Source organism: Sporosarcina sp. NPDC096371 (assembly GCF_044762865.1).
Lineage (GTDB): Bacteria > Bacillota > Bacilli > Bacillales_A > Planococcaceae > Sporosarcina.
In genome coordinates, this window is sequence record NZ_JBIWFE010000001.1 from 1 (window position 1) to 26,950 (window position 26,950).

The 26,950-nt window shown below is 43.3% G+C and carries 20 protein-coding genes; 16 read left to right on the forward strand and 4 right to left on the reverse strand.

The annotated features are described in order from the left end of the window. Both ACIQ0H_RS00005 and ACIQ0H_RS00010 read right to left on the reverse strand, forming a co-directional pair. Positions 1-1,325: collagen-like domain-containing protein (locus ACIQ0H_RS00005; protein WP_483882524.1), on the reverse strand; the 1,325-nt coding region annotated here is incomplete at its 3' end. A gap of 281 nt (positions 1,326-1,606) precedes the next feature. Beyond that, entirely contained in the window at positions 1,607-2,689 is a 1,083-nt protein-coding gene (locus ACIQ0H_RS00010) for a tetratricopeptide repeat-containing glycosyltransferase family 2 protein (protein ID WP_403409103.1), read from the reverse strand. 350 nt (positions 2,690-3,039) lie between these two features. On the opposite strand from ACIQ0H_RS00010, the gene ACIQ0H_RS00015 reads away from it, so the two are divergent. After that, entirely contained in the window at positions 3,040-4,383 is a 1,344-nt protein-coding gene (locus ACIQ0H_RS00015; RefSeq protein ID WP_403409106.1) for a sodium/glutamate symporter, read from the forward strand. A 44-nt stretch (positions 4,384-4,427) separates the two neighbouring features. Here ACIQ0H_RS00015 and ACIQ0H_RS00020 read toward each other — a convergent pair whose 3' ends face one another. Next, positions 4,428-5,237, reverse strand: a complete 810-nt coding sequence (locus tag ACIQ0H_RS00020) for an alpha/beta fold hydrolase (RefSeq protein WP_403409109.1) — start codon at positions 5,235-5,237, stop codon at positions 4,428-4,430. A gap of 153 nt (positions 5,238-5,390) precedes the next feature. Then, the gene (locus ACIQ0H_RS00025; RefSeq protein WP_403409112.1) at positions 5,391-6,554 is read right to left on the reverse strand and encodes a DUF5050 domain-containing protein; all 1,164 of its coding nucleotides are present in this window, start codon (positions 6,552-6,554) and stop codon (positions 5,391-5,393) included. Between the two features lie 493 nt (positions 6,555-7,047). On the opposite strand from ACIQ0H_RS00025, the gene ACIQ0H_RS00030 reads away from it, so the two are divergent. The 15 genes from ACIQ0H_RS00030 (at position 7,048) to ACIQ0H_RS00100 (ending at position 26,724) form a co-directional block, all read left to right on the forward strand. Continuing rightward, on the forward strand, positions 7,048-8,214 hold the full coding sequence (locus tag ACIQ0H_RS00030; protein ID WP_403409115.1) for a pyridoxal-phosphate-dependent aminotransferase family protein: 1,167 nt from the start codon (positions 7,048-7,050) through the stop codon (positions 8,212-8,214). Positions 8,215-8,432: 218 nt separating this feature from the next. After that, positions 8,433-8,855 carry an RbsD/FucU family protein gene (locus tag ACIQ0H_RS00035; RefSeq protein ID WP_403409118.1) on the forward strand — a complete coding sequence of 141 codons (423 nt, stop codon included), beginning with the start codon at positions 8,433-8,435 and terminating at the stop codon, positions 8,853-8,855. 22 nt (positions 8,856-8,877) lie between these two features. After that, complete coding sequence (locus ACIQ0H_RS00040; protein ID WP_403409121.1) at positions 8,878-9,639, forward strand: DeoR/GlpR family DNA-binding transcription regulator; 762 nt, start codon at positions 8,878-8,880, stop codon at positions 9,637-9,639. Between the two features lie 230 nt (positions 9,640-9,869). After that, a complete protein-coding gene (locus tag ACIQ0H_RS00045; protein ID WP_403409123.1) occupies positions 9,870-11,375 on the forward strand; it encodes a sugar ABC transporter ATP-binding protein in 1,506 nt (501 codons plus the stop codon). 32 nt (positions 11,376-11,407) lie between these two features. Further along, positions 11,408-12,376 carry an ABC transporter permease gene (locus ACIQ0H_RS00050; protein ID WP_403412255.1) on the forward strand — a complete coding sequence of 323 codons (969 nt, stop codon included), beginning with the start codon at positions 11,408-11,410 and terminating at the stop codon, positions 12,374-12,376. Positions 12,377-12,436: 60 nt separating this feature from the next. Then, on the forward strand, positions 12,437-13,420 hold the full coding sequence (locus ACIQ0H_RS00055) for an ABC transporter substrate-binding protein (RefSeq protein ID WP_403409126.1): 984 nt from the start codon (positions 12,437-12,439) through the stop codon (positions 13,418-13,420). An 81-nt stretch (positions 13,421-13,501) separates the two neighbouring features. After that, positions 13,502-14,473: a Gfo/Idh/MocA family protein gene (locus tag ACIQ0H_RS00060; protein WP_403409129.1), complete on the forward strand. Its 972-nt coding sequence runs from the start codon at positions 13,502-13,504 to the stop codon at positions 14,471-14,473. Positions 14,474-14,486: 13 nt separating this feature from the next. Then, positions 14,487-15,128, forward strand: coding sequence for a class II aldolase/adducin family protein (locus ACIQ0H_RS00065; RefSeq protein ID WP_403409132.1), 642 nt, complete (start codon positions 14,487-14,489; stop codon positions 15,126-15,128). Positions 15,129-15,139: 11 nt separating this feature from the next. Next, on the forward strand, positions 15,140-16,624 hold the full coding sequence (locus tag ACIQ0H_RS00070; RefSeq protein WP_403409135.1) for a rhamnulokinase: 1,485 nt from the start codon (positions 15,140-15,142) through the stop codon (positions 16,622-16,624). A gap of 2 nt (positions 16,625-16,626) precedes the next feature. Next, positions 16,627-18,414, forward strand: a complete 1,788-nt coding sequence (locus ACIQ0H_RS00075) for an L-fucose isomerase (protein ID WP_403409138.1) — start codon at positions 16,627-16,629, stop codon at positions 18,412-18,414. Positions 18,415-18,435: 21 nt separating this feature from the next. Continuing rightward, entirely contained in the window at positions 18,436-20,088 is a 1,653-nt protein-coding gene (locus ACIQ0H_RS00080; protein WP_403409141.1) for a ribulokinase, read from the forward strand. 31 nt (positions 20,089-20,119) lie between these two features. After that, positions 20,120-22,189, forward strand: a complete 2,070-nt coding sequence (locus ACIQ0H_RS00085; protein ID WP_403409144.1) for a bifunctional aldolase/short-chain dehydrogenase — start codon at positions 20,120-20,122, stop codon at positions 22,187-22,189. A gap of 991 nt (positions 22,190-23,180) precedes the next feature. Then, positions 23,181-23,933, forward strand: coding sequence for a DeoR/GlpR family DNA-binding transcription regulator (locus tag ACIQ0H_RS00090; protein ID WP_403409147.1), 753 nt, complete (start codon positions 23,181-23,183; stop codon positions 23,931-23,933). Then, positions 23,930-24,853 (forward strand): 1-phosphofructokinase, encoded by a 924-nt coding sequence (gene pfkB / locus ACIQ0H_RS00095; RefSeq protein ID WP_403409150.1) that lies wholly within the window; start codon positions 23,930-23,932, stop codon positions 24,851-24,853. The genes ACIQ0H_RS00090 and pfkB overlap by 4 nt, the downstream gene beginning before the upstream one ends. Then, a complete protein-coding gene (locus ACIQ0H_RS00100; protein WP_403409153.1) occupies positions 24,850-26,724 on the forward strand; it encodes a PTS fructose transporter subunit IIABC in 1,875 nt (624 codons plus the stop codon). Before pfkB ends, ACIQ0H_RS00100 begins: the two co-directional genes overlap by 4 nt. Positions 26,725-26,950: the final 226 nt, after the last annotated feature.

Here is a 26,950-nt window from a genome sequence, read left to right on the forward strand (position 1 = left end):
CCTTGAATCCCTGTAGCTCCAGTCGGTCCTGTAACGCCTTGAATCCCTGTAGCTCCGGTCGGTCCTGTAACGCCTTGAATCCCTGTAGCTCCGGTAGGCCCTGTAACACCTTGAATACCTGTCGGTCCCGTAGGCCCTTGAATTCCTTGATCCCCGGTAGGTCCAGTAACGCCTTGAATCCCTGTAGCTCCAGTCGGACCGGTAACGCCTTGAATCCCAGTAACCCCAGTCGGTCCGGTAATGCCTTGAATCCCTGTAGCTCCAGTCGGTCCGGTGACGCCTTGAATCCCAGTAACCCCAGTCGGTCCGGTAACTCCTTGGATACCTGGATCTCCGGTAGGTCCTGTAACACCTTGTAATCCTTGTTCTCCAGTCGGCCCGGTGACGCCTTGAATCCCAGTAACCCCAGTCGGTCCGGTAATTCCTTGGATACCTGTAGCTCCAGTCGGTCCGGTGACGCCTTGAATCCCAGTAACCCCAGTCGGTCCGGTAATTCCTTGGATACCTGGATCTCCGGTAGGTCCTGTAACACCTTGTAATCCTTGTTCTCCAGTCGGTCCGGTGACGCCTTGAATCCCTGTAGCCCCGGTAGCCCCGGACGGTCCGGTAACGCCTTGAATCCCTGTAGCTCCAGTCGGTCCGGCTATACCTTGAATACCAGTTGTACCTGTCGGTCCCGTAGGCCCTTGAATCCCTGTAGCCCCGGTTGGCCCTGTAACGCCCTGGATCCCTGTAGCCCCGGTAGGTCCTATAACGCCTTGAATCCCTGTAACCCCAGTCGGTCCAGTAACGCCTTGAATCCCTGTAGCCCCAGTCGGTCCCGTAGGCCCTTGAATTCCTTGATTCCCGGTAGGCCCGGTAACGCCCTGAATCCCTGTAGCCCCGGTAGGCCCTGTAACACCTTGAATACCTGTCGGTCCGGTTATACCTTGAATCCCGGTTGTACCTGTCGGTCCCGTAGGCCCTTGGATTCCTTGATCCCCGGTAGGTCCAGTAACGCCTTGAATCCCTGTAGCTCCAGTCGGTCCAGTAACGCCTTGAATCCCTGTAGCTCCAGTCGGTCCAGTAACGCCTTGAATCCCTGTAGCTCCAGTAGGACCGGTAGCGCCTTGAATCCCTGTAACCCCAGTCGGTCCAGTAACGCCTTGAATCCCTGTAGCCCCGGTAGGCCCGGTAACGCCTTGAGGCCCTTGTGCACCAGTTGGCCCTGTTGATCCTTGACAACAGCAGCAACTACTGCATCTATTACACTTATTGCATTTATTGGAATCTTTACATCCATTACAGTTATTAAATCCATGTCTTGTATAACTATAAAATTCCACTTTTTCACCTCCTATCAGTAACATCCTATTCTGGGAATGTACGAAAGGACGGGCAATCAACTAATTGTCTTTGCGAAACTTAAATGAAAATGGTAAAAGTATAAGAGTTTCTTATGAGGGGGATAGTAGAATAATTTAAAAAGAATTTCTAAAAAAAACAGCTACTCCGACAAAATGTCAGGGTAGCCGTTCTTTCAAATACTGATTGGGTAACAAAAGTTAGAAATCACAATGCCAAGATGAACATCAATGGTCTCCGTCTCTCTATTCATGTCATGGACTCATTTATCATTGGCCTTCTTAAAAAAGTCATCCAAATATTTTTTATTTCCTATTATCCTGTCATCCATTGGTTTATACTTCCGAGCCGATTCATTATGGTGATAGGCTTTATCATATTGTTTCACTCGATCATAAAGGACACATAATTGGAGGTGGGGTAGCCAAGTAGTGAATGAAGTGTTTTGAAAACCAAGATTTTGTTGATCATCATAAAGTAGTGCTTGATGATACCAGTGAATAGCCGCCTCATTTTGACCCTGTTCCATAAAATGATAACCGATTCGGCAACAGGTTTCTGGCCGTGGAACGTCATAGGTCAGGGTTTGCAAGGTTGCGTGCAGTGCGTTTTCTTTGTCATTTAATTCATAATAGCAATCGGCAAGTTTCAAGCAAGCTTGTATATTATCTTCAATCCAGCCTAGTGGTGAATCTAGGAAATTCTTGTAGTAGGTGCACGCTTCTTCAAAAAGCTGATGGTCCTTCAGTTCATTTGCATAATAGAATGTATCTCGTAAGGAGAGTGTTTCCCCTGATTCAATCAACTTTCTATAAATCCTGATATTGCGATTGCTGTCATGACTTAAAGGGGAGTGAGTAACAGCAACATCCGCGTCAACTAAATTTCCGAACACGGAAAGAAACTCATGCACCGCACCAATCCACTGGAAGTTGTTTGCCCTTTTGGCTAAGCGATATCTTCTTAAGAGGGAATTTACATGTCCTTCGTCATCAAAACCTAAATGATAGTTCATGGAAACAGCATCGATAGACGTAGACAATGACTGTTTCAGTAATTTGAACTTCTCCTGATCTTCCTTTGTAAAGACGTCGTCGGCATCCAACCAAAGAATGTATTCTTTAGTGGCTTGTTGAAAAGAAAAATTGCGTGCTGCCGCAAAATCATCAATCCACGGAAAATCAAAAATACGATCTGTAAACTCGTTTACAATGTCCTTGGTTCGATCAGTGGAACCTGTATCAACTATGTTGATCTCATCGACGATCCCGCTAACGGACTCCAGACATCTCCCAATGACATCTTCTTCATTTTTAACAATCATGCATAAACTTATGGTTATCATTTAATCCCCCCGAGCATTCTTACTATGTATGTATATGCGGAACGGGAAGCAGTGTTAGTCGTTCTGATTGTATAAATCTTTTAGTGGGAAAATCGTATAACGAACATGCACAACTTAAAAGGTGGTTTTTACCGTTTTAAAAGGAGTTATCATTACCTTGCTATTGTGAATTCACTAAGTAATTCGGAGTTGTCCGTAAAATTTACTTGGCGTTTGAAAAATGTTATCTTAGGTGAAGTTGAAAGTATATTGTCGTTCGTGTTTCTTGTGTAAACGTTTACAATCAAATTAAAAAAGGGGACTTTGATTTCAGCCAAAAAAACTAATGAATAGATAAGGAGAATATACATATGGATTTTTCACCATGGGTTTTATTTACGGATATCGGTTTGATATCATTGCTTCTACTTGCGGGAACGATTATTAGAGCAAAAGTTGGGTTCGTTCAACGAATGTTTTTGCCTGCCAGTATCATTGCTGGGATTCTCGCCTTGCTATTAGGACCAAACGGTTTTAAAATTTTACCATTTTCGGATCAAATGGGTACATATCCTGGGATTTTGATAGCGGTTATTTTCGGGACACTGCCATTATTGTCGCCAAAAATCGACTGGAACACGATTAAGACAAGAGTCGGAAGCATGTGGTCATACTCACAACTCGCAATGGTTTTAATGTGGGGCGGGGGATTATTCTTTGCCATCATGTTCCTAAACCCATTTTGGGATGACCTGCATGATGGTTTTGGCTTGTTGCTTGCGGCTGGTTTTGTTGGCGGGCACGGTACTGCTGCGGCTATCGGTGCAACTTTCGCACAGAACGGTTGGGAAGAAGCAACTTCTTTAGCCATGACATCTGCTACAGTTGGGATCATTAGTGCGATTTTAATCGGCATTATCTTCATTAAACGTGGGTCAGCGAAAGGGCATACATCGTTCCTTGCCTCGTTTGATGATTTGCCAAATGATCTCAGAACAGGGCTTATTCCACCAGGATCAAGGGTTAAGTCAGAGACGGACACAGTGTCATCGATTTCGATTGACCCATACGTGTTCCACTTATCCATTATTACCGTTATCGCAATGGGTGGGTATTATTTAAGTCAATTAGGCGCTATGTTGTTACCAAGTGTTGTGATACCAGCATTTTCGTTGGCGTTTTTAGTTGGCTTGCTTGTTAAGAAAATATTGAATGTCACTAACTCGGAAAAGTATGTAAGTACGGATGTAGTGAACCGAATTAGCGGTAGTGCAACAGATATTCTTGTAGCATTCGGGATCGGTTCGATTAGTGTATCGGTTGTACTTGATTACGCGGTTCCATTAATATTATTGTTTGTATTTGGTTTGTTTTACGCGTATCTATTTTTTGCAATCTTTTCAAAGAAGTTCTTCCCAGAATATTGGTTTGAAAAAGGAATCTTTACATGGGGATGGACAACAGGTACCGTTGCAATGGGTATGGCACTTCTTAGAATTGTCGATCCAAAAGGTGAAAGTAAAACGCTGGACGATTATGGATTGGCGTACATTCCGATTGCGCCAGTTGAAATCTTGCTCGTAACATTTGCACCGATGCTCGTATTGAATTCACAAGGCATCGTCTTTGTAGGAATCACATTTGCTTTCTCGTTGGTCATTTACTTGCTGGCCATTAAAAATAAGTGGGTCACTACTAGAACGAAAAAGTCATAAGAACAAAATCCCCTGTCGTCTCTGAAGACGTTCAGGGGATTTTTTTATCCAATAAATTGGGTGAGCTCGCGATTGAATTTTTCTAGCTCGCAATAGAATAATCCGTGACCGCTGTAATGGAAAGGAATCAATGTGGAGCCATTGATTCCTGCATGCATTAATTCTGCCAACGCATAAGGGCATACCTTATCTTGTTTTCCGTGGAGAATAGCTGTTGGGACGTGAATCAAAGGTAGGTCCTTCCGTAAATCTTCATCGCGAAGAGAAATTAAGCACTTTGCGGTTGCGTTACCTGATGCCTCTAACCCGAGTCCTTGAAACCAGTTTTGGAAACTGTCTGTTAGATAACGAGCAAAGAAAATATCGCCGAAATTGCGCAACATGTTGGGGCGATCTGTATAGGTATTTTCTATAAGTGTATTGACTTGTTCTATTGTCATTCCGTATGGAAAATTGGGGCGCTGTGTGAAAATAGGTGCTGCTGCTCCAATGAGAGCCAGTTTGGCAACGTTATGTCCATTGTGCCGGGCCATATAGCGTATAGAAATGGCTCCGCCCATTGAGTGGCCTGCCAGTGTGATGTCTTTTAGTGCTAACGTGTCAATAATCGCCCGAATGTCATCTGCCAATCGGTCGTAAGAATAGCCGTCCCACGGTCGATCTGACTTGCCGAATCCACGAATATCCATCCCGATACAACGATAACCCATTGCAGGGAGATGATTGTATTGATATTCAAATAGATTATGATTGGCAGGCCAACCGTGGATAAATAAAATGGTTTTATCTGATCCCGGATTAATATCCTCAACGTAAATATTCACATTATTTTCGACCTCAACGTAATAACCCATTTCTTCACCTCCAATAAAAACTCGCTTTTCCACAGTATGAATCTTTTCTGCTAGTTATTCAGTCGAAAGTGTATCGTCAGTCAATGAAAAATAACTTGTTTCATTTTAAAAAAAGTGTCTATCAGCTAAACGTGGCCGATAGTCACGTTTTTTTTATTTTGCCGCTACTTTTCCGGTATTGTTCAGAGCTAGTTTCATCGGCTTTTTAGAGTTACTATCTGTAAAATGCAGAACATTTCCAGCGAGCGTTATGTCGATGGAGTGAATAGAATTTAATTTTTCTAGCTTAGTACCATCTGTTTTCATTTTATATAGAAAGCCTTGATTTGAATAGTTACTGAAATAAATATCGTTGCCGGCAATTGCGAAGTAAGGGGCTCTGACATCACCCACTTTTTTCTTGTGTTTTCCATTGCTAGCGATTTTATAGAGTTTGTTGTTATCTGATTTGCTGCTGTAATAGTAGGTGCTTCCTACTTGAACCATGTGTGAAAAATCACCGAAGTAGCTATATTGTTTGTTGGTTGCGGCAGCCCATTTCTTTTCATCCCACCCGTGATCTTTGCGTAATTGGTCGGACGTGACGAGGAAATAGTCATAGGCGACGGTACCAGGCTTATTGGGAACGGGATCATTCCACGTAGTATCTAAGAAATAGTAGCTGCCGTTCACTTTGACTTGATTCCAAGAGTGTAATCCGTCGTTCGTGTTCCCTGATACATAATGATTTTCGATGCCGAGTCGATTGAGAAGAAGTTGTGCGGCTTTTGTGTAGCCATCACAAACGGCTATTCCGCCTATCAAAGCACCATGTGCCGTGTACGAATCGACGGGAATAGTATTTTTTTGATAGTTTGCGTAGTCGTAAGCTGTATTCAATACAAGGTAGTCATGTACGGCCTTCACTTTGTCGAACTCAGACATACCCGGCTTAGTGATGGTAGCGAGTATCTTGTCCACTTTTGTACGCAGTGCTGCACGATTTTTTCTCATCGTAGTAGCAGGGAGGTCGTAGAAAAACTCGATTTTCCCATTAGACCAAACGGTAGCTGATTTGTAGTAAAGAATTTCCGGATTTTCTTGGATGACTTTTTGAATCAGTGCGCCAACGTCTTTTGGGGCAATTTTAGATGGGTTGAATTTGCCTGTGACACCATTTTCAATCAAAGTAGAACGGATCATTTGATAAGAATTCGATTGTTTGGTAGCGACTGCAGTTGGTGTCGGGGCGTTCGCCGCTTGTGCAGTGTTGGTGGGGCTGACGAATAATGTTGAGGCTAGTGCCACTGAGAGGGATAATGCGATCAGTTTTTTCATGGTGTTTTTCCTCCTAAAATGTTTGTAATCATTGTGATAGGTACTTTTGACTGATGAACTCGAAAAACTATTAATATGTAATTTGACTCCCTTTGCATTAGATTATACGGGACAACCATTCGAAATTGGGAACTAAAAATAGGTTATTTGATAAATTAAATTAATAGTTTTATATAGGTATAAAGTATTTGTGTAGTTTGAAAGTGACAAGCTGTATTCATTGACAACCTTAAAGCTTGTCTTTCCTGGCTTTGGCTGATAAATGATAACGGGGAGGGGGTGAAATAGTGGAAAAGGAAGTTGGATAGGTCGAGATATTTTAACAGAGATTTTTGACAGCCATGAAAAGTTGAATAAAAAGGTCTATGTCGAAAAAGGAACACTGGACCAAGTGTTGTCCGTTTTTATAATGATTAAAGGGTTTTCATCATGCCTATGGAAGTACTAGTAGTGCACGAAAACGTATTGTGAAAATGGTAAGGGGGAAATAATGATGCGTAACGAAGAGATGCTATTAATACCAGGTCCGACACCGGTGGTTGATTCCATTTATGATGCGATGGCCAGTGAAACGAGAGGGCATACGGATCCGCGTTTTGTCGTGACTTATAAACGAGCGATTGAACGGACAAGGGAAATGTTACAAACAGATGGGGAAGTGTTTGTAGTTGCTGGCTCGGGAACGATCGCAATGGAAATGGCACTCGTGAATACAGTCGTCGCGGGAGAAAAAATCTTAGTCGTCAGTCAAGGTTATTTCGGCGATCGGTTCATCACATTAGGACAAGCTTTTGGCATCGAAGTAGACGTATTGCAAGCGGAATGGGGTCAGCAAGTGGCGCCAGAAGATGTGGAGGCTAAACTTGCCGAAGGGCGCTACAAAGCGGTCACCCTCACGCATGCCGATACTTCAACAGGCGTTGCGGCTAATCTCGATGCACTTGTACCGATTGCCAAAAAACACGGGGCTCTCGTGATTTTGGACGGCGTTTGTGCTACGGCTGCGATGGAAGAGGATATGAGCAAAACCTATGGCCATCCGGACTATAAAATTGATATCATTTTGACGGGTTCACAAAAAGCAATCGGGGTTCCGCCGGGATTGGCGATTGTTGCCTTTAATCAAACAGCGCTTGCCGCGAGAAAGCAAATTGCGCGTGTACCTGCTTATTATTGCGACATTTATAATTGGATTCCTATTATGAAGGATCCATCAAAATACTTTGCAACCCCTCCTGTGAATTTGATTTATGCCTATGATGAAGGGATGAGACTCGTTCTGGAGGAAGGCATGTCAACAAGAATCGCGCGCCATGCAGCATTTGGCAAGGCGGTGCGTACGGCGCTAGGCGAATACGGTATGGCAGCATTAGCGGATGAAACCGTTGCCTCTTCAACCTTAAGCTGCATACTGTATCCGGATGGCGTGGACGATGCGGTATTCCGTTCGGCACTCGCGAAAAAAGGTGTCATCGTTGCGGGTGCACTTGCTCATTTGGCAGGGAAAGCATTCCGCATTGGACATATGGGCAATACGACAGAAGATATGTTGCAGCAAGCAGTTGAATTAATTGGCGACACATTGAATGAAATCGGGCACATGGTCGATACAGCGAAGGCGATTGAGCGATTTAAAGAAGAGGTTATGTTACGCGTTTGATACTGACTAGGGTAGCGAATCATTCTGGTATATAAAACAGAATGGCTCGCTTTTTTGTGTACTGCGATAAGGGCTGGGTGTCCCAGCGTCCAATCATTCCCTGGCACGCCAAGTAATATATGCCATCCATTGGTTCAGACGGTTCCACAAACTACTTTCTTATTTCGGTTCCTTTTGATAAAGTAAATACAAACAAAGAAAAAACAAAGGAGAACAACATGCTTAAACATATATCTAAAAACTTATCGCCGGAACTGCTGAAGATTTTAATGGAAATGGGGCATGGGGATGAAATTGTCCTAGCAGATGGAAACTTTCCCTCCGCCTCTCATGCAAACAACTTGATTCGATTAGATGGTCAAATGATGCCGGCTGTACTTGAGAGTATCTTGACGCTATTCCCGTTGGACACTTACGTTGAATCACCTGTTACGTATATGGCGACACCGCAGGAAGAAGCAAGTCCTGCCATCTGGGAATCGTATGCAACGATTTTATCGGAGACGGGAAATGAACGGGTTACGATCCAACAAGTGGATCGCTTCGAATTTTATAACCGAGCACAGCAAGCGTATGCGATTGTTGCGACGAGCGAAACTGCATTATATGCCAACATTATCCTTAAAAAAGGTGTTATTTAATTAGAGAGAGGAAGTGACTTGTATGTTAGTAGCTGAAAGACAAAATAAGATTATCTCCACAGTAAACGAACGAGAAACCATTCGTGTTTCCGAGTTGAGCAAGCTCTTTGGGGTTACGGAGGAAACGATTAGACGAGATTTAGAGAAGTTGGAGAACCGGGGAAAGCTTATGAGAACCCACGGTGGTGCTATTTCGATTAAGGAAGAGGAAGAAGATTTACCCCATTTTCAAAGAGAAGTGATGAACAAAAAAGAAAAGATGAGCGTGGCAAAGGAAGCATCAAAATATATTGAAGAGCATGATATTATCTTTTTGGATGCCAGTTCAACTGCGCTCTATTTAGCACGACTCATTCCGAATATACCACTGACCGTGCTGACAAACTCGATTCAAGTTTGTACTGAACTAGCCAAGAATACAAATATTCATGTGATTTGTACAGGAGGTTCGCTGTTGCCGAACTCGATGTCCTTCGTAGGTCCATTAACCTTGCAAACACTAGAACCCTATCATGTCAATAAGCTCTTTTTCTCATGTAAGGGTATCGATAAGGATTGGGGAATCAGTGATTCAAACGAACTGCAAGCATTAGTCAAACAGAAGGTGATCCAAATGGCGGATCAAAAATTTTTGCTGTTAGATCATTCGAAACTTCAAAAAAAGTCATTTGCTTATATCGACAAAACAACTAGCATTGACGTTTTGATTATTAATGCTGAGGCGCCAGACGAATTATTAGAAAACTTTAACGATCAGGATCTAACCATTATAAAATCAATCTAATTCTAAAACCAACTGTTATTAAGGGCTGTCATCAGTCAACAGTTGGTTTTTTTGCGGAAAAACGCACCAAATTCAAAGTAAAACGGAAAAAAATTCTAGTTAATTATCAGAATCACGTAAAAATTCACTTGATTAAGAGAAAATTCTGCTTTATAATCAACACAAATAAAGAAAACCAAACACAAATAAAATGACTGTGTATTCAGGAAGTGAGAGGTGGGAATAAAATAATGGGTGAGCCGCTTCTAGTAATGAAAAATATATCTAAATCCTTCCCTGGTGTGAAAGCGCTTTCGAATGTTGACTTGGAATTGAAGTCGGGAGAGGTGCTTGCTTTAGTTGGAGAAAACGGCGCAGGTAAGTCCACGCTTATGAAAATTTTAACGGGCATGTATCGAAAAGATGAAGGGGATATTCGTTTTGAGGGAAAGGAGCTTGATATTAAGTCACTGAAGGAAGGGCAGGAAAAAGGAATTTCCATGATCCATCAGGAGCTCAATCTGATGCGGGACTTGACGGTAGCTGAAAATATCTTTATCGGGCGCGAACCAAAAGGGGCACTCAATTTCTTTTTGAAGGATAGTGAGTTGAACAAACGTACACAAGAGTTATTCGATCGGTTGAATATTGATTTGAATCCAAAAACAAAAGTCGGAACGTTAACGGTTGCCAAGCAGCAGATGGTGGAAATCGCCAAGGCCCTGTCGTTTAATTCCAAAATACTGATCATGGATGAACCGACAACGGCGCTTACTGAAATCGAAATTGATGCCTTGTTCGCAACTATTGAAAGCCTTCGTAAGGATGGGGTCGGCATTATTTACATATCGCATCGGATGGATGAACTGAAGCGCATTTCCGATCGCATCACCATTATGCGTGATGGAACGTATATCGATACGCTGGAAACAGCAAATGCAGACATGAATACGGTCATTAAACTGATGGTAGGTAGACAAGTTTTCATCGAATCTAAGCCAACCGTTTCAAGTGAACAAAAGGAAACTGTATTAGATGTAAAAAATGTCTCTACTAAATCACATTTAAAAGATATTTCGTTTGACCTGAAAAAAGGTGAGATTTTAGGATTTGCAGGCTTAATGGGAGCAGGGCGCACGGAAGTGGCACGGGCATTATTTGGTGCCGATCCAGTATCTGCTGGGACAATCACACTTCATGGGAAAACCGTCAAGTTTGCGAATCCATCCCAGGCGGTGAATAACGGCATTGGTTATCTATCAGAAGATCGCAAGCATTTCGGTTTACTTGTCGACATGGACGTGAAATCGAATATGGCCTTAACGACGATAAAAAAATATTTGTCGGGTGGGCTGTTTATAAGAGAGTCGAAGATTAAAAAAGTAGCAAATGACTATGTAGAACGTCTTCAGATTAAAACACCATCTGTTCATCAAAAAATTAAATTTTTATCAGGTGGCAATCAACAGAAAGTCGTTATTGCAAAATGGTTACTGCGGGATTGCGATATTTTAATCTTTGATGAACCAACAAGGGGTATCGACATTGGGGCAAAAGGAGAGATCTACAAACTAATCGATGAATTAGCTGCAAGTGGCAAGTCGATTATTATGATTTCTTCGGAATTACCTGAAATTCTGCGGATGAGTCATCGCATCATCGTAATGGCTGAAGGGAAAATTACAGGCCAGTTAAATTCAGAGGAAGCAACCCAGGAGAAAATCATGGAATACGCAACAAGATTACATCAAATTTAGGGGTGAAATAAGTGGCGACGATTCAAGAAACGATGAAAAAACAACAGAAGCAACAGAAGTTATCTTCAGGGGCTATTCAACAAGTATTAGCATTTGCTAGCTTGCTCGCATTATTCGTGTTCTTTTCGATTGCATCAGATAGCTTTCTTCAATATAGCAATGTCATGGGGATTTTATTATCCACGGCCGTTATTGGTATTTTGGCCTTAGGCGCCACATTTGTCATCATCACAGGAGGAATTGACCTTTCTGTAGGGACGGTCATGACGTTATCCTCCGTTCTAACCGGAGTCATTGTCGTAAATGCTGGGATGCCGATTTATCTTGGTATCCTCGGAGGAATTGTGACAGGAGCGGCATGTGGATTTTTATGTGGCTTTGCGATTACCAAGTTAAGAATACCGCCTTTCATTGCAACGCTTGCGATGATGATGATTGCGAAAGGATTGGCACTCGTTATTTCTGGAGCAGCCCCGATTTATTTCAGTGATCATGAGAACTTTACGAAAATATCTTTAGGTTCTATTATTCCAGGCGTCAATATTCCGAATGCCGTTATCATTTTCTTCATCATGGCGATCATTGGCGGCGTCATTTTATCGAAAACGATTCTAGGAAGATATAACTTTTCTATCGGTAGTAATGAGGAAGCTACGAAGATTTCAGGTGTCAATGTAGACTTCTGGAAAATAGCTATCTATTCACTAGCAGGTGCATTCACAGGGGTTGCTGGGGTACTGATGGCATCTCGTCTAAATTCTGCTCAACCAGCTTTGGGCCAGGGCTATGAACTGGAAGCGATTGCGGCCGTTGTGATTGGGGGAACTTCGCTGAGCGGAGGAAAAGGAACAATCGTTGGTACGGTGATTGGTGCGCTTATCATGAGTGTGCTGACAAACGGTTTGCGTATCATGTCCATCCCGCAAGAATGGCAAACAGTCGTTGTTGGATTCGTTATTATTTTAGCAGTCTACGCAGATGTGTTGAGGAAGAAAGACTAACGGTAGGATGTCTAATGACTAGACTGAATATAAAAGAACGATACAAAAGGGGAGAATTGTATGAAGAAAAGATCGTTGTTAATGAGCGGTGTTCTTGCCGCGTCTCTATTGCTAGCTGCATGTACGGATGACGGGGGATCATCATCAGGTAGTGAAGATGCGTCAGCAGATGGTAAAAAGTATGTAGCAGTCGTTTCAAAAGGCTTCCAACATCAGTTCTGGCAAGCGGTTAAAAAAGGTGCCGACGAAGCTGCAGAAGAATTTGATGTGAAAATTACATTTGAAGGACCTGAAAGTGAATCGCAAGTCGATAAGCAAATTGAAATGCTACAAGCAGCTTTTGATAAAAAACCAGATGCCATCGGTTTTGCAGCACTTGATTCCCAAGCTGCTTCACCGTTGCTAAAAAAGGCTGACGAAAGCGGTATTCCTATTATTGCGTTTGACTCAGGTGTAGACAGTGAAATTCCGCTGGCAACGGCTACGACAGACAATCGCGCAGCTGCAGCATTAGCGGCTGATAAAATGGCTGAATTCATCGGCGGAGAAGGGAAAATCGCCCTAGTTGTTCAAGACCAAACGTCTGTATCGGCTGTGGATCGCCGTGATGGCTTTAAGGATCAAATTGAATCGAAATACCCGAATATTGAAATTGTTGATATTCAATATGGTGGTGGAGACCACTTGAAATCGACAGACTTAGCAAAAGCGATGATGTCAGCGCACCCGGATCTAAAAGGAATTTTCGGTACTAATGAAGGATCTGCAATTGGTGTTGTGAACGCGGTTCGTGAATTGAACAAATCTGGTGAGATTGTCATCGTTGGATTTGACTCTGGTAAACAACAAATCGACGCGATTAAAGACGGCTTAATGGCTGGAGCTGTGACACAGAATCCGGTTGGGATTGGTTATGAAACAGTGAAAGCTGCAGTTGCAGCAATGAATGGTGAGCCTGTAGAAAAACTGATCGATACAGGATTCTACTGGTATGACAAAGACAATATCGATAGTGATGAAATTAAGGCAGCTATTTACGAATAAGTTTTTGTGTGGACTAGAGGGGACTGATTGAATCAGTCCCACTCCTCCATAGGTGAAACGTAAATTTGTGAGGTGAAGGTGATGAAACGTTCCGTTAGATGGGGGATTCTTGGCGCAGCCAATATCGCAAAAAAACAAATGATTCCTGCTATTTTACATAGTGACAATGGAATTGTGCATGCCATAGCAAGTAGAAGTGGTAAAGCAAAAGAATTTGCAATGGAATTCACAATCCCTACTCTATTTACTGATTATCATGAACTCCTTCAATGTGAAGAAATAGATGCGGTTTACATTGCGTTGCCAAACGCCTTGCATAAGGAATGGATTGAGAAGGCGATTACAGCAGGAAAACACGTATTGTGTGAGAAACCCATTGTCTTACAGGAGCATGAATTAGCGGAGATTTTTGTTGCCGCAAATCAACGCAAGGTTCATGTCATGGAAGCATTCATGTATCGATTTCATCCACAAATAAGAGAAGCAAAAAGAATGTTGGACGCAGGCGTGATTGGTGAATTGTTAACCATACGCTCACGATTCCATTTCACGATGAAGGATTGGCAACAGGATATTCGGTTACAGCCGGAACTCGGGGGCGGCGTTCTGTGGGACATTGGCAGTTACTGTGTCAATAGTATGCTCGAGTTCATTGGTGAAGAGCCAGTTGCGATTCAGGTGATGAGTGGTAGAAAAGATGGCGTGGACACACATGTTGCTGTTCAATTTCGCTTTCCAAATGCGGTACTTGGTGTAGCGGATTGTAGTTTTTACGGTCCTATGACAGAAGAGATAGACATCATCGGGACGAATGGAACAATGCACTTACCACATGCATTTCGGCCGGATCGTAATGAGGATGTCGGTGTGATTCGGATTCGTACAGATGAGGGTGAACAACAATTGGAGTGGATTGGAAAATCATATGTCGCTCAAGTGAATGCATTTCAAGAAGCTGTTCTTGGCGATAGTCCGTTGCCGTATACGCAACAACAAATGTTACAGCATTCGCGAACATTACAAAAAATAGTCGAACAACTTAAAACATCTTGAGAGGAGTCTAGCCATGTCGCAAATTATAGCGGAACTAAATAAATATGCAAAACGCTTAGTAGATTCAGGTCTAGTTGTAGGTGCAGGCGGTAATTTAAGTATGCGTGAAGGTGACTATATGTACATTTCACCAAGTGGGTTCGATTTACAAGAAATCGAAGACAATTGGGTCAAAGTCCATATTGAAACAGGTGAAGTCGAAGGGGATTTACGGCCTTCATCAGAAGTATTGATGCACTTGGAATGTTTCCGGAAAAACGAAGAAACGACAGCTGTTTTACATGCTCACCCAACCTATTCAGTAGGTGTGTCTTCTGCTGGAAAAGATATTCCACCTCTATTTCCTGACTTCCCGGCGATGGTGAAAAAAGTAGGATACATTGACTATGTTATTCCAACGACGCATGTGTTGGCCGATGCGGTTGCCGAATTAATTGAAGAGCATGATGTGATTGTGATGCGCAATCATGGCGTTTTGACGGCAGGTAAGACAATAAAAGAAGCTTTTTTCTTCATGCAATTGACGGAAGAATCCGCAAAGGTTTTCACTATCAGCACAATTTTTGGCGGACCCAGAATATTAACTGACGAGGAATGTGAGGACTTACGTAATCTTTCGGCCGAAAAATACCGTTCCAAGTTGCTTCAAGAATAGGGGTGTGAAAGATGACAACAGTTCTTGCATTTGATCTTGGAGCCTCAAATGGCAGGCTTGTCAGCCAGGTTTTTAATGGGGAGAAAATCAGCTTGCAAGAGATCCATCGCTTCTCCAATCAACCGCTTCAAGAGAATGGACATTATTATTGGGATTTTAATTACTTGATGAAAGAGATTGTGGAAGGCATACGTCTTGCTGAGCATCAGCTTGCAGGTTCTATTGACGGAATCGGTGTGGATACATGGGGCGTCGATTTTGGCATTATCAATGCTAATGATCAGCTAGTTTCAAAGCCTTTCTCTTATCGAGATACCTATACCGTCTCGCATATGGAACGTGCATTAGCAAAGAGGGATGCATTTGAATTATTTACAATGACGGGTAATGAAGTTTCTTCTATTAATACGCTTTTTCAATTAATGGCCATTGAACAAGCGTATCCGGCTTATTTAGACAATGCCAAGCATATTTTGATGACCCCAAATTTAATCCAATTTGCACTAACAGGCATTGCACAAAATGAATTTACAATTGCTTCGACTTCACAGTTAGTCGAAAAAGGGCGTAGGGAATGGCATCAGGAGATCATGCAATCATTCTTTCACAAACCATTACCCCTGGCTCCTATCCAGTTGCCGCACCAAGTCATCGGCACGATTTCAACGACGATGCAAGACCGCGAGCAGCTAGGCGCCATACCTGTCATCATGACACCAGGTCATGATACGGCTTGTGCGTTATCGGCGTTACCTATTCAGCATCCAGACGCCTGTTTTATGAGTATTGGAACATGGACGCTTGTGGGGAAAGAAGTACCGAATCCAGTCATTACACTGGAAGCGTTTGAAGAAGGATTTACTAATGAAGGGACAAGTGAAGGTGCCTACCGATTCCAGAGAAACGGCATGGGATTCTGGATCTTGCAAAACTTACGTAATGAATGGAAGCGTAGTGGTCGTGAAGTCAACTATGACAAAGAACATGAGCTACTAACAACCGCGCCACCAAATGACATATTCATAGATCCGGATGATGCACTCTTTTTCAATCCATCATCCATGGAAGAAGCGATTCAGCTTTATTGTCAAAAGACCCATCAACCAACACCGTCCTCGCAACAGGGGATGATCCAATGTGTCATTGAAAGTATGGCGCTAAAATATGCCCATACCATTCGCCGAGTGGAGGATATGACGACTACACAAGCTGACGTTGTCTACATCGGTGGGGGAGGCATTCAAAACCAATTTCTATGCCAGTTGATTGCGAATGCGACGGGGAAACGTGTCGTTGCAGGACCTATTGAAGCAAGTGCCATTGGCAATGGACTATCACAGCTTCGTGCCCTTGGTGAAATTGCTACGTTAGAAGAAGGTAGAGAAGTAGTCTTGAAGTCATTTGAGATGAGGGAATATGATCCGGAAGATGAAAGTAAGTGGCAACATGCCAAAGATCAATTTAGTACGTACATAAATGATAAACGGGGGAATTAATCATGACAAAAACAGATCGTTATATCGGGAGACTACCAAAAATTGGCATACGGCCAACCATTGACGGACGACGCAATGGCGTCCGGGAATCGCTAGAAGAAACGACGATGCAAATGGCAAAATCAGTTGCCGCTTATTTATCGAGTGAACTGAAACATTATAACGGTGAGCCAGTTGAATGTGTTATCGCAGATACGTGTATCGGCGGAGTGGCTGAGGCGGCGCGTGCAGCGGATAAGTTTGCACAAGAAGGTGTAGGTGTATCGATCACTGTAACGCCTTGCTGGTGCTATGGTTCTGAAACAATGGATATGGATCCTCACTTACCAAAAGCGGTTTGGGGCTTTAATGGTACGGAGCGTCCAGGGGCAGTATACCTTGCAGCGGTCCTTGCGGGACATAATCAGAAGGGGCTGCCGGCATTTGGGATTTACGGGCAAGATGTTCAAGACTCGGGCGATGAAACCATTCCGGAAGATGTCAAAGAGAAGCTGTTACGTTTTGCGAAATCAGGTCTTGCTGTTGCCATGCTGAAAGGGAAGTCGTACTTGTCAATGGGTTCTGTTTCAATGGGGATCGCAGGAAGTATGATTCAAGAAGATTTCTTCCAAGGCTACCTTGGTATGCGTAATGAGTATATCGATATGTCGGAATTCGTTCGACGCTTCGATTTGGAGCTCTATGACCGTGCGGAATACGAAAAGGCGTATAAATGGGCAAAGGAAAACCTTCATGAAGGTGCAGATAATAATAAGGAAGACTTTAAGCGTTCCGCTGAACTGAAAGAATCGGATTGGGAAAGATCTGTGAAAATGGCGTTGATTGCACGCGATTTAATGGTGGGCAATGACAAGTTAACAGAACTCGGTTTTGAGGAAGAAGCGCAAGGTCATAATGCGTTAATCGCAGGATTCCAAGGTCAGCGTCAATGGACAGATCACTTCCCGAACGGCGACTTTATGGAAGCGATTTTGAACTCATCTTTCGATTGGAACGGTAAGCGTGCCCCTTATTTATTAGCGACTGAAAACGATAGTTTGAATGCTGTCACGATGGCGATGGGTCATTTATTGACGAATACGGCTCAGGTTTTCGCCGATGTACGGACGTATTGGAGTCCGGATGCAGTTAAACGAGTGACGGGTAAAGAACTCACGGGGAATGCGGAAAATGGTATCCTTCACCTTATTAACTCAGGGGCAGCGGCGCTTGATGGTACTGGACAGCAAACAAAGGACGGCAAGCCAGCGTTAAAGCCGCATTGGGAAATCACGGATGAAGAAGTCAAAGCCTGTTTAGATCATACACAATGGCGTCCTGCGTCCACGGAATACTTCCGCGGGGGTGGCTATTCATCCAACTTCACAACAAAAGGCGATATGCCAGTTACCATTGCTCGATTGAATATCGTTCACGGAGTGGGCCCAGTGCTACAAATTGCCGAAGGGTACACGGTGGAATTGGAAGATGACGTTCATGATGCGTTGGATAAACGAACGGATCCTACATGGCCAACGACGTGGTTTGCACCAAAGTTGACAGGACAAGGCGCATTTACGGATGCCTATTCGGTCATGAATAACTGGGGAGCCAATCACTGTGTCATGAGCTATGGCCATATTGGAGATGACCTCATTACAATGGCATCCATCCTGCGCATTCCAGTCAATATGCATAATGTGGAAGCGGAACGGATTTTCCGTCCAAGTGCTTGGAATATGTTCGGGACAGCGGACGCTGAATCGGCAGATTATCGTGCATGCCAAACTTTCGGACCTTTGTATAAATAAGATTTCGATGGGGTGATGAGCATGAGTAATGTGTATGTGCTTGGTATAGATTATGGCACGGAATCTGGTCGCGTACTCATTGTCGATGTGGCTACGGGGCAGATGATTGCGGAACAAGTCACCAAGTATCCGCATGGGGTGTTAACGGAGAAATTGCCAGATGGCCGAACGGAATTGGGAAGGGAAACAGCATTGCAAGTGCCACAGGATTATTTGGATGTCTTAACTCAATCCATTCCGCGCTTATTACAACAAACGAATATTGCGCGTGAACAAGTGATTGGGATCGGAATCGATTTCACATCGTGTACGATTCTGCCGACTACGAATGATTTCACCCCACTTTGCGAAATAGAGGGCTATCAACATCGGCCGCATGCATTCGTGAAATTATGGAAGCATCACGCGGCAGAAGCGCAGGCTCAAAAGTTGAATGATTTAGCGAAAGATGAGCAATGGATTCAGCGTTATGGGGGGACGATTTCAGCCGAATGGATGATTCCAAAAGTCATGGAAATTGCGGAAGTGGATCCAGAAGTCTTCGATGAAACGAATTTATTCTTAGAAGCGGGTGACTGGGTAACTGCTAAATTGACGGGTAACTTGGTCCGCAATAGTTGTTCAGCAGGCTATAAAGGGATGTGGCATAAAGCAGATGGCTATGTCGACACTGCATTTTTGAAAAAATTGCATCCGAAATTGGAACGGATTTACGATACAAAGCTACGTGGAGACGTTCGTTCCTTGGGCGACAAAGCGGGTTCATTAACAAAAGAAATGGCCGAGATTTTAGGGCTACAAGAAGGAACAGCGGTGGCAGTTGGCATTATTGATGCGCATGCCGCACTACCGGGAACTGGGGTTTCTGAACCCGGGACCCTTGTCATGGTCATGGGCACTTCCACTTGTCATTTATTGTTAAGTGACAAGGAAGAGCACGTACCTGGTATTAGTGGTGTTGTGGAAGATGGCATACTGCCAGGCTACTTTGCCTATGAAGCTGGACAAGCAGCCGTCGGTGATCTCTTTGCTTGGTTCGTTGATCAGCAAGTCCCTAGTTATATCAAGCAGCAAGCCAGTGACAAAGGATTGTCTATCCATGAGTATCTGACTGAGCTTGCAGGGGAACTGTCTCCAGGAGAATCAGGTCTTGTCGCGCTAGATTGGCATAATGGTAGTCGAACACCATGGGTAGATATGTCATTGTCAGGTGTCGTTGTTGGACAAAAGCTGTCCACTCGCCCCGCTGAACTATATCGCGCTTATTTGGAAGCTACTGCATTTGGTACGCGGGTGATTGTTGAATTGTTTGAAGCGCATGGCATTCAGATTGAGCAACTCGTAGCGACAGGAGGCATTCCGAAGAAAAATCCGCTACTGATGCAAATCTATGCGGATATTCTTCAAAGGGATGTCACCGTCAATCTGAACAGCCAAGCACCTGCACTTGGAGCGGCGATTTTGGGAGCCGTTGCAGCGGGGAAAGAACGAGGTGGTTATGATTGTGTGGCGTCAGCCATAGCTGGGATGTCGTCCAATGAAACAATCACCTATACCCCGAATGCTAAGGCGGAAGCCGTATATGATACATTGTTTGCTTCCTATCAAAAGTTAAGTCGTTTTTTTGCTAAAGAAACGTCCATGATGAATGAATTAACAGCACTTAAAATATAGTTGCATTTGAAATCGCATAGGAGGAATTCGTTTGGTAGAAAATTTATGGAATGGTCAAGAAGCTAGTCAACAACAATCCGCTGTGTCATCACTACGCTATCGTTCTAATTTACTAGGTTCAGATCGCAGTGTCTGTAACTGGGGTGGTGGAAATACATCGGTTAAATCGATTGAAGTTGATTTCAAAGGACAAGAAATTGAAGTGATGTGGGTAAAGGGAAGTGGCTCTGACTTAGCGACGATGGAGGACAAGCATTTTACTGCATTAAAACTGGAGGATGTAAGGCCTTTAATGGAACGAGAGGACATGTCCGACGAAGAAATGGTCAAGTATTTAGGCCAGTGTATGGTCGATAGTTCACATCCACGTGCGTCCATTGAGACGTTATTACATGCGTTCCTTCCGTACAAACATGTCGATCACACGCATCCAGATGCGATTATTAGTATTTGCTGTGCACCAAATGGCCGTGAAATTGCAGATGAAGTCTATGGCAATCGCTATGTCTGGGTCCCTTACATTCGCCCTGGGTTTTTATTATCGAAGATGATTGCACAAGGGGTGAAAGAAAACCCGCATGCAGAACTTGTGTTAATGGAAAAGCACGGTCTCGTGGTATGGGGAGAAACGGCTGAAGAAAGTTATGATAAAACGATTCAAATTATTAATGAGGCGCAAACTTATATCGATCAATCGCTGTCAACTGTTGAACCATTTGGCGGTGCACAGTATACAACGCTTGAGGAAGAACAACGACATACATTGTTCGCTAAAGTATTGCCAATCGTTCGAGGTGCCGTTTCAGAGAATGAAGGCATGATTGCTACTTTTGATGATAGTGAAGCGGTTTTAGAGTTCGTCAATAGTGTGCGTGCTGAAACGCTATCGCAAGTAGGTGCGGCTTGCCCGGATCATCTTGTTCATACGAAAAGAGTCCCTCTTTACGTGAAATGGAATCCCGAGGAGCAGGGCGATGAGGAACTTGTCCTTGCATTGCAGCAAGAAATTGCTACATATAAAGAACAATATAAGGCCTACTTTACGGAATATGCCAATGCAGACGACAAGATGTTCAGCCCAGCACCACGCGTGATTTTGATACCTGGACTTGGCATGATCGCGATTGGGAAAGATATCGGCAATGCCAATGTCAGCCGCAATCTGTATCACCGCGCCATTTCTGTCATGAAAGGTTCGGATGCACTTGGTGGATTCCAATCGTTGAATGCAGAAGAATCGTTTGGCATTGAGTATTGGCCATTGGAGTTATACAAATTGTCATTGGCTCCGAAAGAAGCAGAGTTCTCCCGTAAAGTTTGTTTTGTAACGGGTGGAGCAGGAGGCATTGGAAGTGAGACTTGCCGACTCTTTGCATCCCAAGGTGGACATGTGGTCCTTGCCGATTTAAACCTGGAAGGTGCACAAAAAGTGGCTGAAGAAATTAACAGCTTGTATGGAGCAGGTCGTGCATTAGCCGTTAAAATGGATGTAACCGCTGAAGCGGAAATCAAGGAAGCCTTTAAACAAGCATCGCTAGCTTATGGTGGGGTCGATGTGCTAGTAAATAATGCAGGTCTTGCAACATCTAGCCCGTTTGAAGAAACAACGTTAGCAGAATGGAATTTGAACATGAATGTACTCGGAACAGGTTATTTCCTCGTTTCCAGAGAAGCTTTCACGGTGATGAAAGCCCAACAAACAGGCGGCAGTATGATATTCATCGGTTCGAAAAACTCGATTTACGCTGGGAAAAATGCGTCAGCTTATAGTGCGGTGAAGGCCCTTGAAGTTCATTTGGCCCGATGCATTGCAGCAGAAGGCGGCGACTATGGCATTCGTGCCAATTCCGTTTTACCAGATGCCGTTTTACAAGGTTCGGCGATTTGGGGTTCTAAATGGAAAGAGGAACGTGCCGCAGCTTATGGCATCGAACCCGATCAGTTGGATGAACATTATCGTCAACGAACGGTATTGAAAGTGAATATCTTCCCAAGGGATATTGCAGAAGCTATTGCTTTCTTTGCATCAGCTAAGTCAGCTAAAACAACAGGTTGCATGATCACTGTTGATGGCGGTGTAGCAGCGGCATTTACGAGATAAGCGAATAAAAGAAATATCACACGTATTGATTAACTAAAATCAACCATTAAATAACTTGATTAAACACTAGGCTCTACGTTTATATTTACTTTTGGATTGCTTTGGATTGAATGACATCTATACGATTACCGGGATATCTGGATGTCTAGGGATTCGACTCTGTCGCATCTCTAGACACTTTTTTCGGTAATCGTATGGTAATTCTTCATCCGTCGCTATCCAAAAGCACAGGTCCACGAAGTACTGAAGCTTTTTGGGATTAAAGAATTGCATGCTACTTACCGGGAGAGAAGCCGCCAAAGATACAATTTTGGCGGCTGAAGCTTTCTATATGGTTTTTGCTTCTTTATATTAAAGAAGCGTCACTTTCTATATGGCATCACAGGGGTAGGAATAGTAGTGTATTTCTCCTTTGATTAGATACAAACTCATTGCCAAAAAGTAAGTAAGGAATGCATTGTACAAAGTGCTAGAGTGCCCGAAATTGTATCTTCGGGCACATGTACATTCTATAAATGTTATCTATTCTTTTTTCTAAAGTCGCTATATTTTTCACTTGAACATTATAGGGACGCAACAGGCAAATAACCGCAACAGGATGACCAAGAAGAGTATGTCTAGCAATGGCGGAGCCATTGCTAGACATACCGGGGACCTCTTGGGAAATCTGTCGTGATTATTTCGCCGAAAGCGGACCGGAAATGAACCAGTGAAAATCTATGTTTCCTAGCCTTTTTCGCCTATGTTTTATGCGAGAAAATGGTTAAAGAACAGTCGTGATAAAATATGAAATTGCCACAGCCTCCAAGGTTGTGGTTTTTTGCGTTTTATATGAAATAGAGTTAGTTAAGTTGATCCTTTGTCATACAGTAATCAGTCAAAAACAATCACGAATTAATTGTTTTTGATTATTTTTGATTGTTTATGATTGATTTTATTCCTATTCCGGTTATAATATGAACTAGTTAGACAATTGTGGAGGGGATTATTTTTGTTAACCTCAGAAAGACATCAGTTAATATTACAAATGATAAAAGAACAAGGTGTGGTTAAAATTCAAGAGTTGGTAGATGCCACCCAGGCTTCTGAGTCCACAATTCGAAGGGATTTAACCGTACTTGAGGAAGAAAAACTATTAAAACGTGTTCATGGTGGTGCAGCTAAATTACATGGCATGATCATTGAACAAAGTATGCCCGAGAAATACAGCCAAAACCTAGATGGCAAACAGAAAATCGCGAAGTATGCAGCTAGTTTAGTGGAGGCGGGCGATTGTATTTATTTAGATGCCGGTTCAACGGTTAAAGAAATGATTGAGTATCTTCCGGAAAAAGATCTTGTTGTCGTGACAAATGGGCTTATGCATGTTGAACAGTTGTTAGACAAAGGAATACGAGTCTATGTAATTGGTGGTTATGCAAAAGCGGCGACCAGAGCACTTGCGGGTGGTAGTGCATTAGCTAGTTTGGAACAATATCACTTTGACAAATGTTTCTTAGGGGCAAATGGCATTCATCCTATTCACGGGTTCACAACACCTGATCCTGAGGAAGCTGTCGTCAAAAAGAAAGCGCTGTCAATATCACGAGAAACATTTTTTCTAGCGGATCATACAAAGTTTGGCGAGATTTCATTTGCCAACATTACTGATTTGAAAAAAATAACAATTATCACAGATGAATTAGATGAAGACATCGTAGATTTATATAAAGATAAAACGACAGTAAAGGTTGTGTCCGCATGATATATACAGTGACCTTAAATCCCTCGATTGACTATGTCATTTCTCTCGAACACTTGCAGCTTGGTGCGTTAAATCGCATTGAGCAGGATGACAAGTTTCCTGGTGGAAAAGGAATTAATGTATCACGCGTCTTAAAGCGATTAGGTGTTGAAAGTGAGACGCTAGGATTTATTGGCGGCTTTACGGGTGCTTATATTGAACAGTATTTAGCAACAGAACAGATTGCAACGGATTTCGTGCATGTAGAAGAAGATACAAGAATTAACGTGAAAGTAACGACAGATGTTGAAACAGAGATTAACGGGCAAGGGCCAATGATTACGACATCTGAGTATGAACAGCTACAGGGGAAAATCAGGAATCTTCCGCAGGGAAGTATACTTATTTTATCAGGCAGTGTACCGGCTGCTTTACCAGAAACCACGTATGAAGAGTTAATTAAAATATGTGTGGCAAACGGTGTGAAATTTGTGGTGGATGCTGAAGGTGATTTATTGCAAAAAGCGATTGCTTATCGACCGTTTCTCATTAAGCCCAACCATCATGAACTGGGTGGATTATTTAATTGTGAGATTACGGAACCAGCAGAAGCGATTCCATATGCAAGGCAATTGGTTGAGCAAGGTGCACAAAATGTGATTGTGTCATTTGCTGGAAAAGGTGCGGTGTTTGTCAATGCGAAGAGTGCGTTGATTTCATCAGTGCCGGTAGGTGAATTGGAAAGTTCCGTTGGTGCAGGCGATTCACTAGTAGCAGGATTTTTGGCACATTATTTACAAGAAAACGATGTCGAGGCAGCGTTTAAATATGGTGTGGCAGCAGGCAGTGCAACGGCATTTTCAGTGGGGTTGGCGACGAAAAAGACGATTGAACAGTTATTACCGCAAGTCACAATAATTGAAAGAAGTGAATTTCTATGAAAATCACCGATCTGTTAACACGAGAAACGATTGCTTTATCGATGAAAGGCGCCGATAAAAATGGTGCTATTGAAGAGTTGGTCAATCAATTAGATCAAGCAGGAAAACTTGTGAATCGTACCGATTTTACAGCGGCAATTTATGCGAGAGAAGCACAGAGTACGACAGGAATTGGGGAAGGCATTGCGATTCCACACGCTAAAACAACAGCTGTGAAGGAACCCGCGATTGCGTTTGGTAAGTCGACAACCGGAATCGATTATGAATCATTGGATAACAATCCAGCACACCTATTTTTCATGATTGCTGCTCCAGATGGGGCTAATGATACGCATTTAGCAGTACTGGCACGTCTGTCGGGATTGTTGATGAATGTAGAGGTACGAAAATTACTACTTGAGGCTACTTCAGAAGATGAAGTGTTAGCGATTATTAACCGCCATGATCAAGAAGATGAAGAGGAAACGGTGGAAGACATTCCAACGGGTGGTCAAAGTGTTATCGCTGTGACGGCTTGTCCGACTGGCATTGCGCATACGTATATGGCGGCAGATGCATTGAAAGCTAAAGCTGGAGAAATGGGCATTCCGATTAAAGTGGAAACGAACGGTTCTGGTGGCGCAAAAAATGTATTAACAAAGGAAGATATTCAAAATGCCACTGCTGTCATTATCGCCGCAGATACCAAAGTGGATACCAGCCGTTTTATTGGCAAACATGTCATCCAAGTTCCGGTTGCAGCTGGGATTCGACGACCACAGGAACTGATTGAAAAAGCAATCAACCAAGATGCACCGGTTTTTCAAGGGGATAGCAGTAAAAGTGAAGAAGCGGGTGAAGAAACAACCGCTAAGAAGTCCTATTTCTATAAGCATTTGATGAATGGTGTTTCAAATATGCTTCCCTTCGTTGTTGGGGGCGGGATATTAATTGCGATTTCATTTATGTTTGGGATTCATTCGGCTGATCCAAATGATCCTTCTTACAATGCATTCGCGGCGGCGCTGGACACGATTGGTGGCGGTAATGCCTTTGGATTAATGATTCCTGTACTCGCTGGTTTTATCGCGATGAGTATTGCGGATCGTCCGGGTCTTGCGCCTGGTATGGTTGGTGGATTGATGGCAGCAACGGGTGGGGCTGGTTTCCTCGGTGGTTTGATCGCGGGATTCTTGGCTGGTTATATCGTTGTGCTGTTAAAGAAAGTCTTTGCGGGACTTCCGTCTTCGTTGGAGGGAATTAAGCCTGTATTGCTCTATCCGTTATTTGGTATATTCTTCACGGGAATCATCATGTTATATGTGATTATGGATCCGGTTACCGCACTTAACGCGGGGCTTACCAATTGGTTGAATGGTCTAGGAACAGGAAACTTAGTTTTGATGGGTGTTATTCTTGCAGGCATGATGGCCGTTGATATGGGTGGACCCATCAATAAAGCGGCCTTTACATTTGGTATTGCGATGATCGATGCAGGGAACTTTGCGCCACACGCGGCAATTATGGCGGGTGGAATGGTGCCGCCACTTGGGTTGGCATTAGCAACAACATTGTTTAAAAATAAATTTACAAAGGCAGAGAAAGATGCTGGGAAAACGAACTATATTATGGGCGCAACCTTCATAACAGAAGGGGCAATCCCATTTGCGGCAGCGGATCCTATGCGTGTTCTGCCCGCGGCGGTTATTGGTTCAGCTGTTGCCGGCGGATTGACGGCGATGTTTAAAATTGGCTTGCCAGCACCACACGGCGGTGCATTTGTCATTCCAATCATTGAAGGAAATCCACTACTATACATCCTTGCAATTGCGGTGGGTAGTTTGATAACGGCATTGATAGTAGGTTTATGGAAGAAACCAGTTCAGGCGTAAGTAAGTCCAAAATAGTCTTTATATCAGCCCCATTTCGTTCAGATGCGAAATGGGGTTTTTTATAATTAAAAAATATAGTGTGAAGTGTTTTGAAGATGTCATTTAAATAACAAAGTTCGCCCCGGTTCTACCGATAAATCCCCTACAGCCTGCTTGGTGCTGGATAGGGGATTTTGAATTTTTTTAGGTAAGGTGTAGGGGGGGAGGAAGTATGAGTTTGTAGTCA

What these genes read in the sequence shown, in the direction of transcription:
- ACIQ0H_RS00100 (WP_403409153.1), top strand. Translation starts at nt 24,850, where the DNA reads ATGAAAATCACCGATCTGTTAACACGAGAAACGATTGCTTTATCGATG.
- ACIQ0H_RS00060 (WP_403409129.1), top strand. Translation starts at nt 13,502, where the DNA reads ATGAAACGTTCCGTTAGATGGGGGATTCTTGGCGCAGCCAATATCGCA.
- ACIQ0H_RS00065 (WP_403409132.1), top strand. Translation starts at nt 14,487, where the DNA reads ATGTCGCAAATTATAGCGGAACTAAATAAATATGCAAAACGCTTAGTA.
- ACIQ0H_RS00055 (WP_403409126.1), top strand. Translation starts at nt 12,437, where the DNA reads ATGAAGAAAAGATCGTTGTTAATGAGCGGTGTTCTTGCCGCGTCTCTA.
- ACIQ0H_RS00010 (WP_403409103.1), bottom strand. Translation starts at nt 2,689, where the DNA reads ATGATAACCATAAGTTTATGCATGATTGTTAAAAATGAAGAAGATGTC.
- ACIQ0H_RS00045 (WP_403409123.1), top strand. Translation starts at nt 9,870, where the DNA reads ATGGGTGAGCCGCTTCTAGTAATGAAAAATATATCTAAATCCTTCCCT.
- ACIQ0H_RS00040 (WP_403409121.1), top strand. Translation starts at nt 8,878, where the DNA reads ATGTTAGTAGCTGAAAGACAAAATAAGATTATCTCCACAGTAAACGAA.
- pfkB (WP_403409150.1), top strand. Translation starts at nt 23,930, where the DNA reads ATGATATATACAGTGACCTTAAATCCCTCGATTGACTATGTCATTTCT.
- ACIQ0H_RS00075 (WP_403409138.1), top strand. Translation starts at nt 16,627, where the DNA reads ATGACAAAAACAGATCGTTATATCGGGAGACTACCAAAAATTGGCATA.
- ACIQ0H_RS00030 (WP_403409115.1), top strand. Translation starts at nt 7,048, where the DNA reads ATGCGTAACGAAGAGATGCTATTAATACCAGGTCCGACACCGGTGGTT.
- ACIQ0H_RS00025 (WP_403409112.1), bottom strand. Translation starts at nt 6,554, where the DNA reads ATGAAAAAACTGATCGCATTATCCCTCTCAGTGGCACTAGCCTCAACA.
- ACIQ0H_RS00015 (WP_403409106.1), top strand. Translation starts at nt 3,040, where the DNA reads ATGGATTTTTCACCATGGGTTTTATTTACGGATATCGGTTTGATATCA.
- ACIQ0H_RS00080 (WP_403409141.1), top strand. Translation starts at nt 18,436, where the DNA reads ATGAGTAATGTGTATGTGCTTGGTATAGATTATGGCACGGAATCTGGT.
- ACIQ0H_RS00050 (WP_403412255.1), top strand. Translation starts at nt 11,408, where the DNA reads ATGAAAAAACAACAGAAGCAACAGAAGTTATCTTCAGGGGCTATTCAA.
- ACIQ0H_RS00035 (WP_403409118.1), top strand. Translation starts at nt 8,433, where the DNA reads ATGCTTAAACATATATCTAAAAACTTATCGCCGGAACTGCTGAAGATT.
- ACIQ0H_RS00020 (WP_403409109.1), bottom strand. Translation starts at nt 5,237, where the DNA reads ATGGGTTATTACGTTGAGGTCGAAAATAATGTGAATATTTACGTTGAG.
- ACIQ0H_RS00070 (WP_403409135.1), top strand. Translation starts at nt 15,140, where the DNA reads ATGACAACAGTTCTTGCATTTGATCTTGGAGCCTCAAATGGCAGGCTT.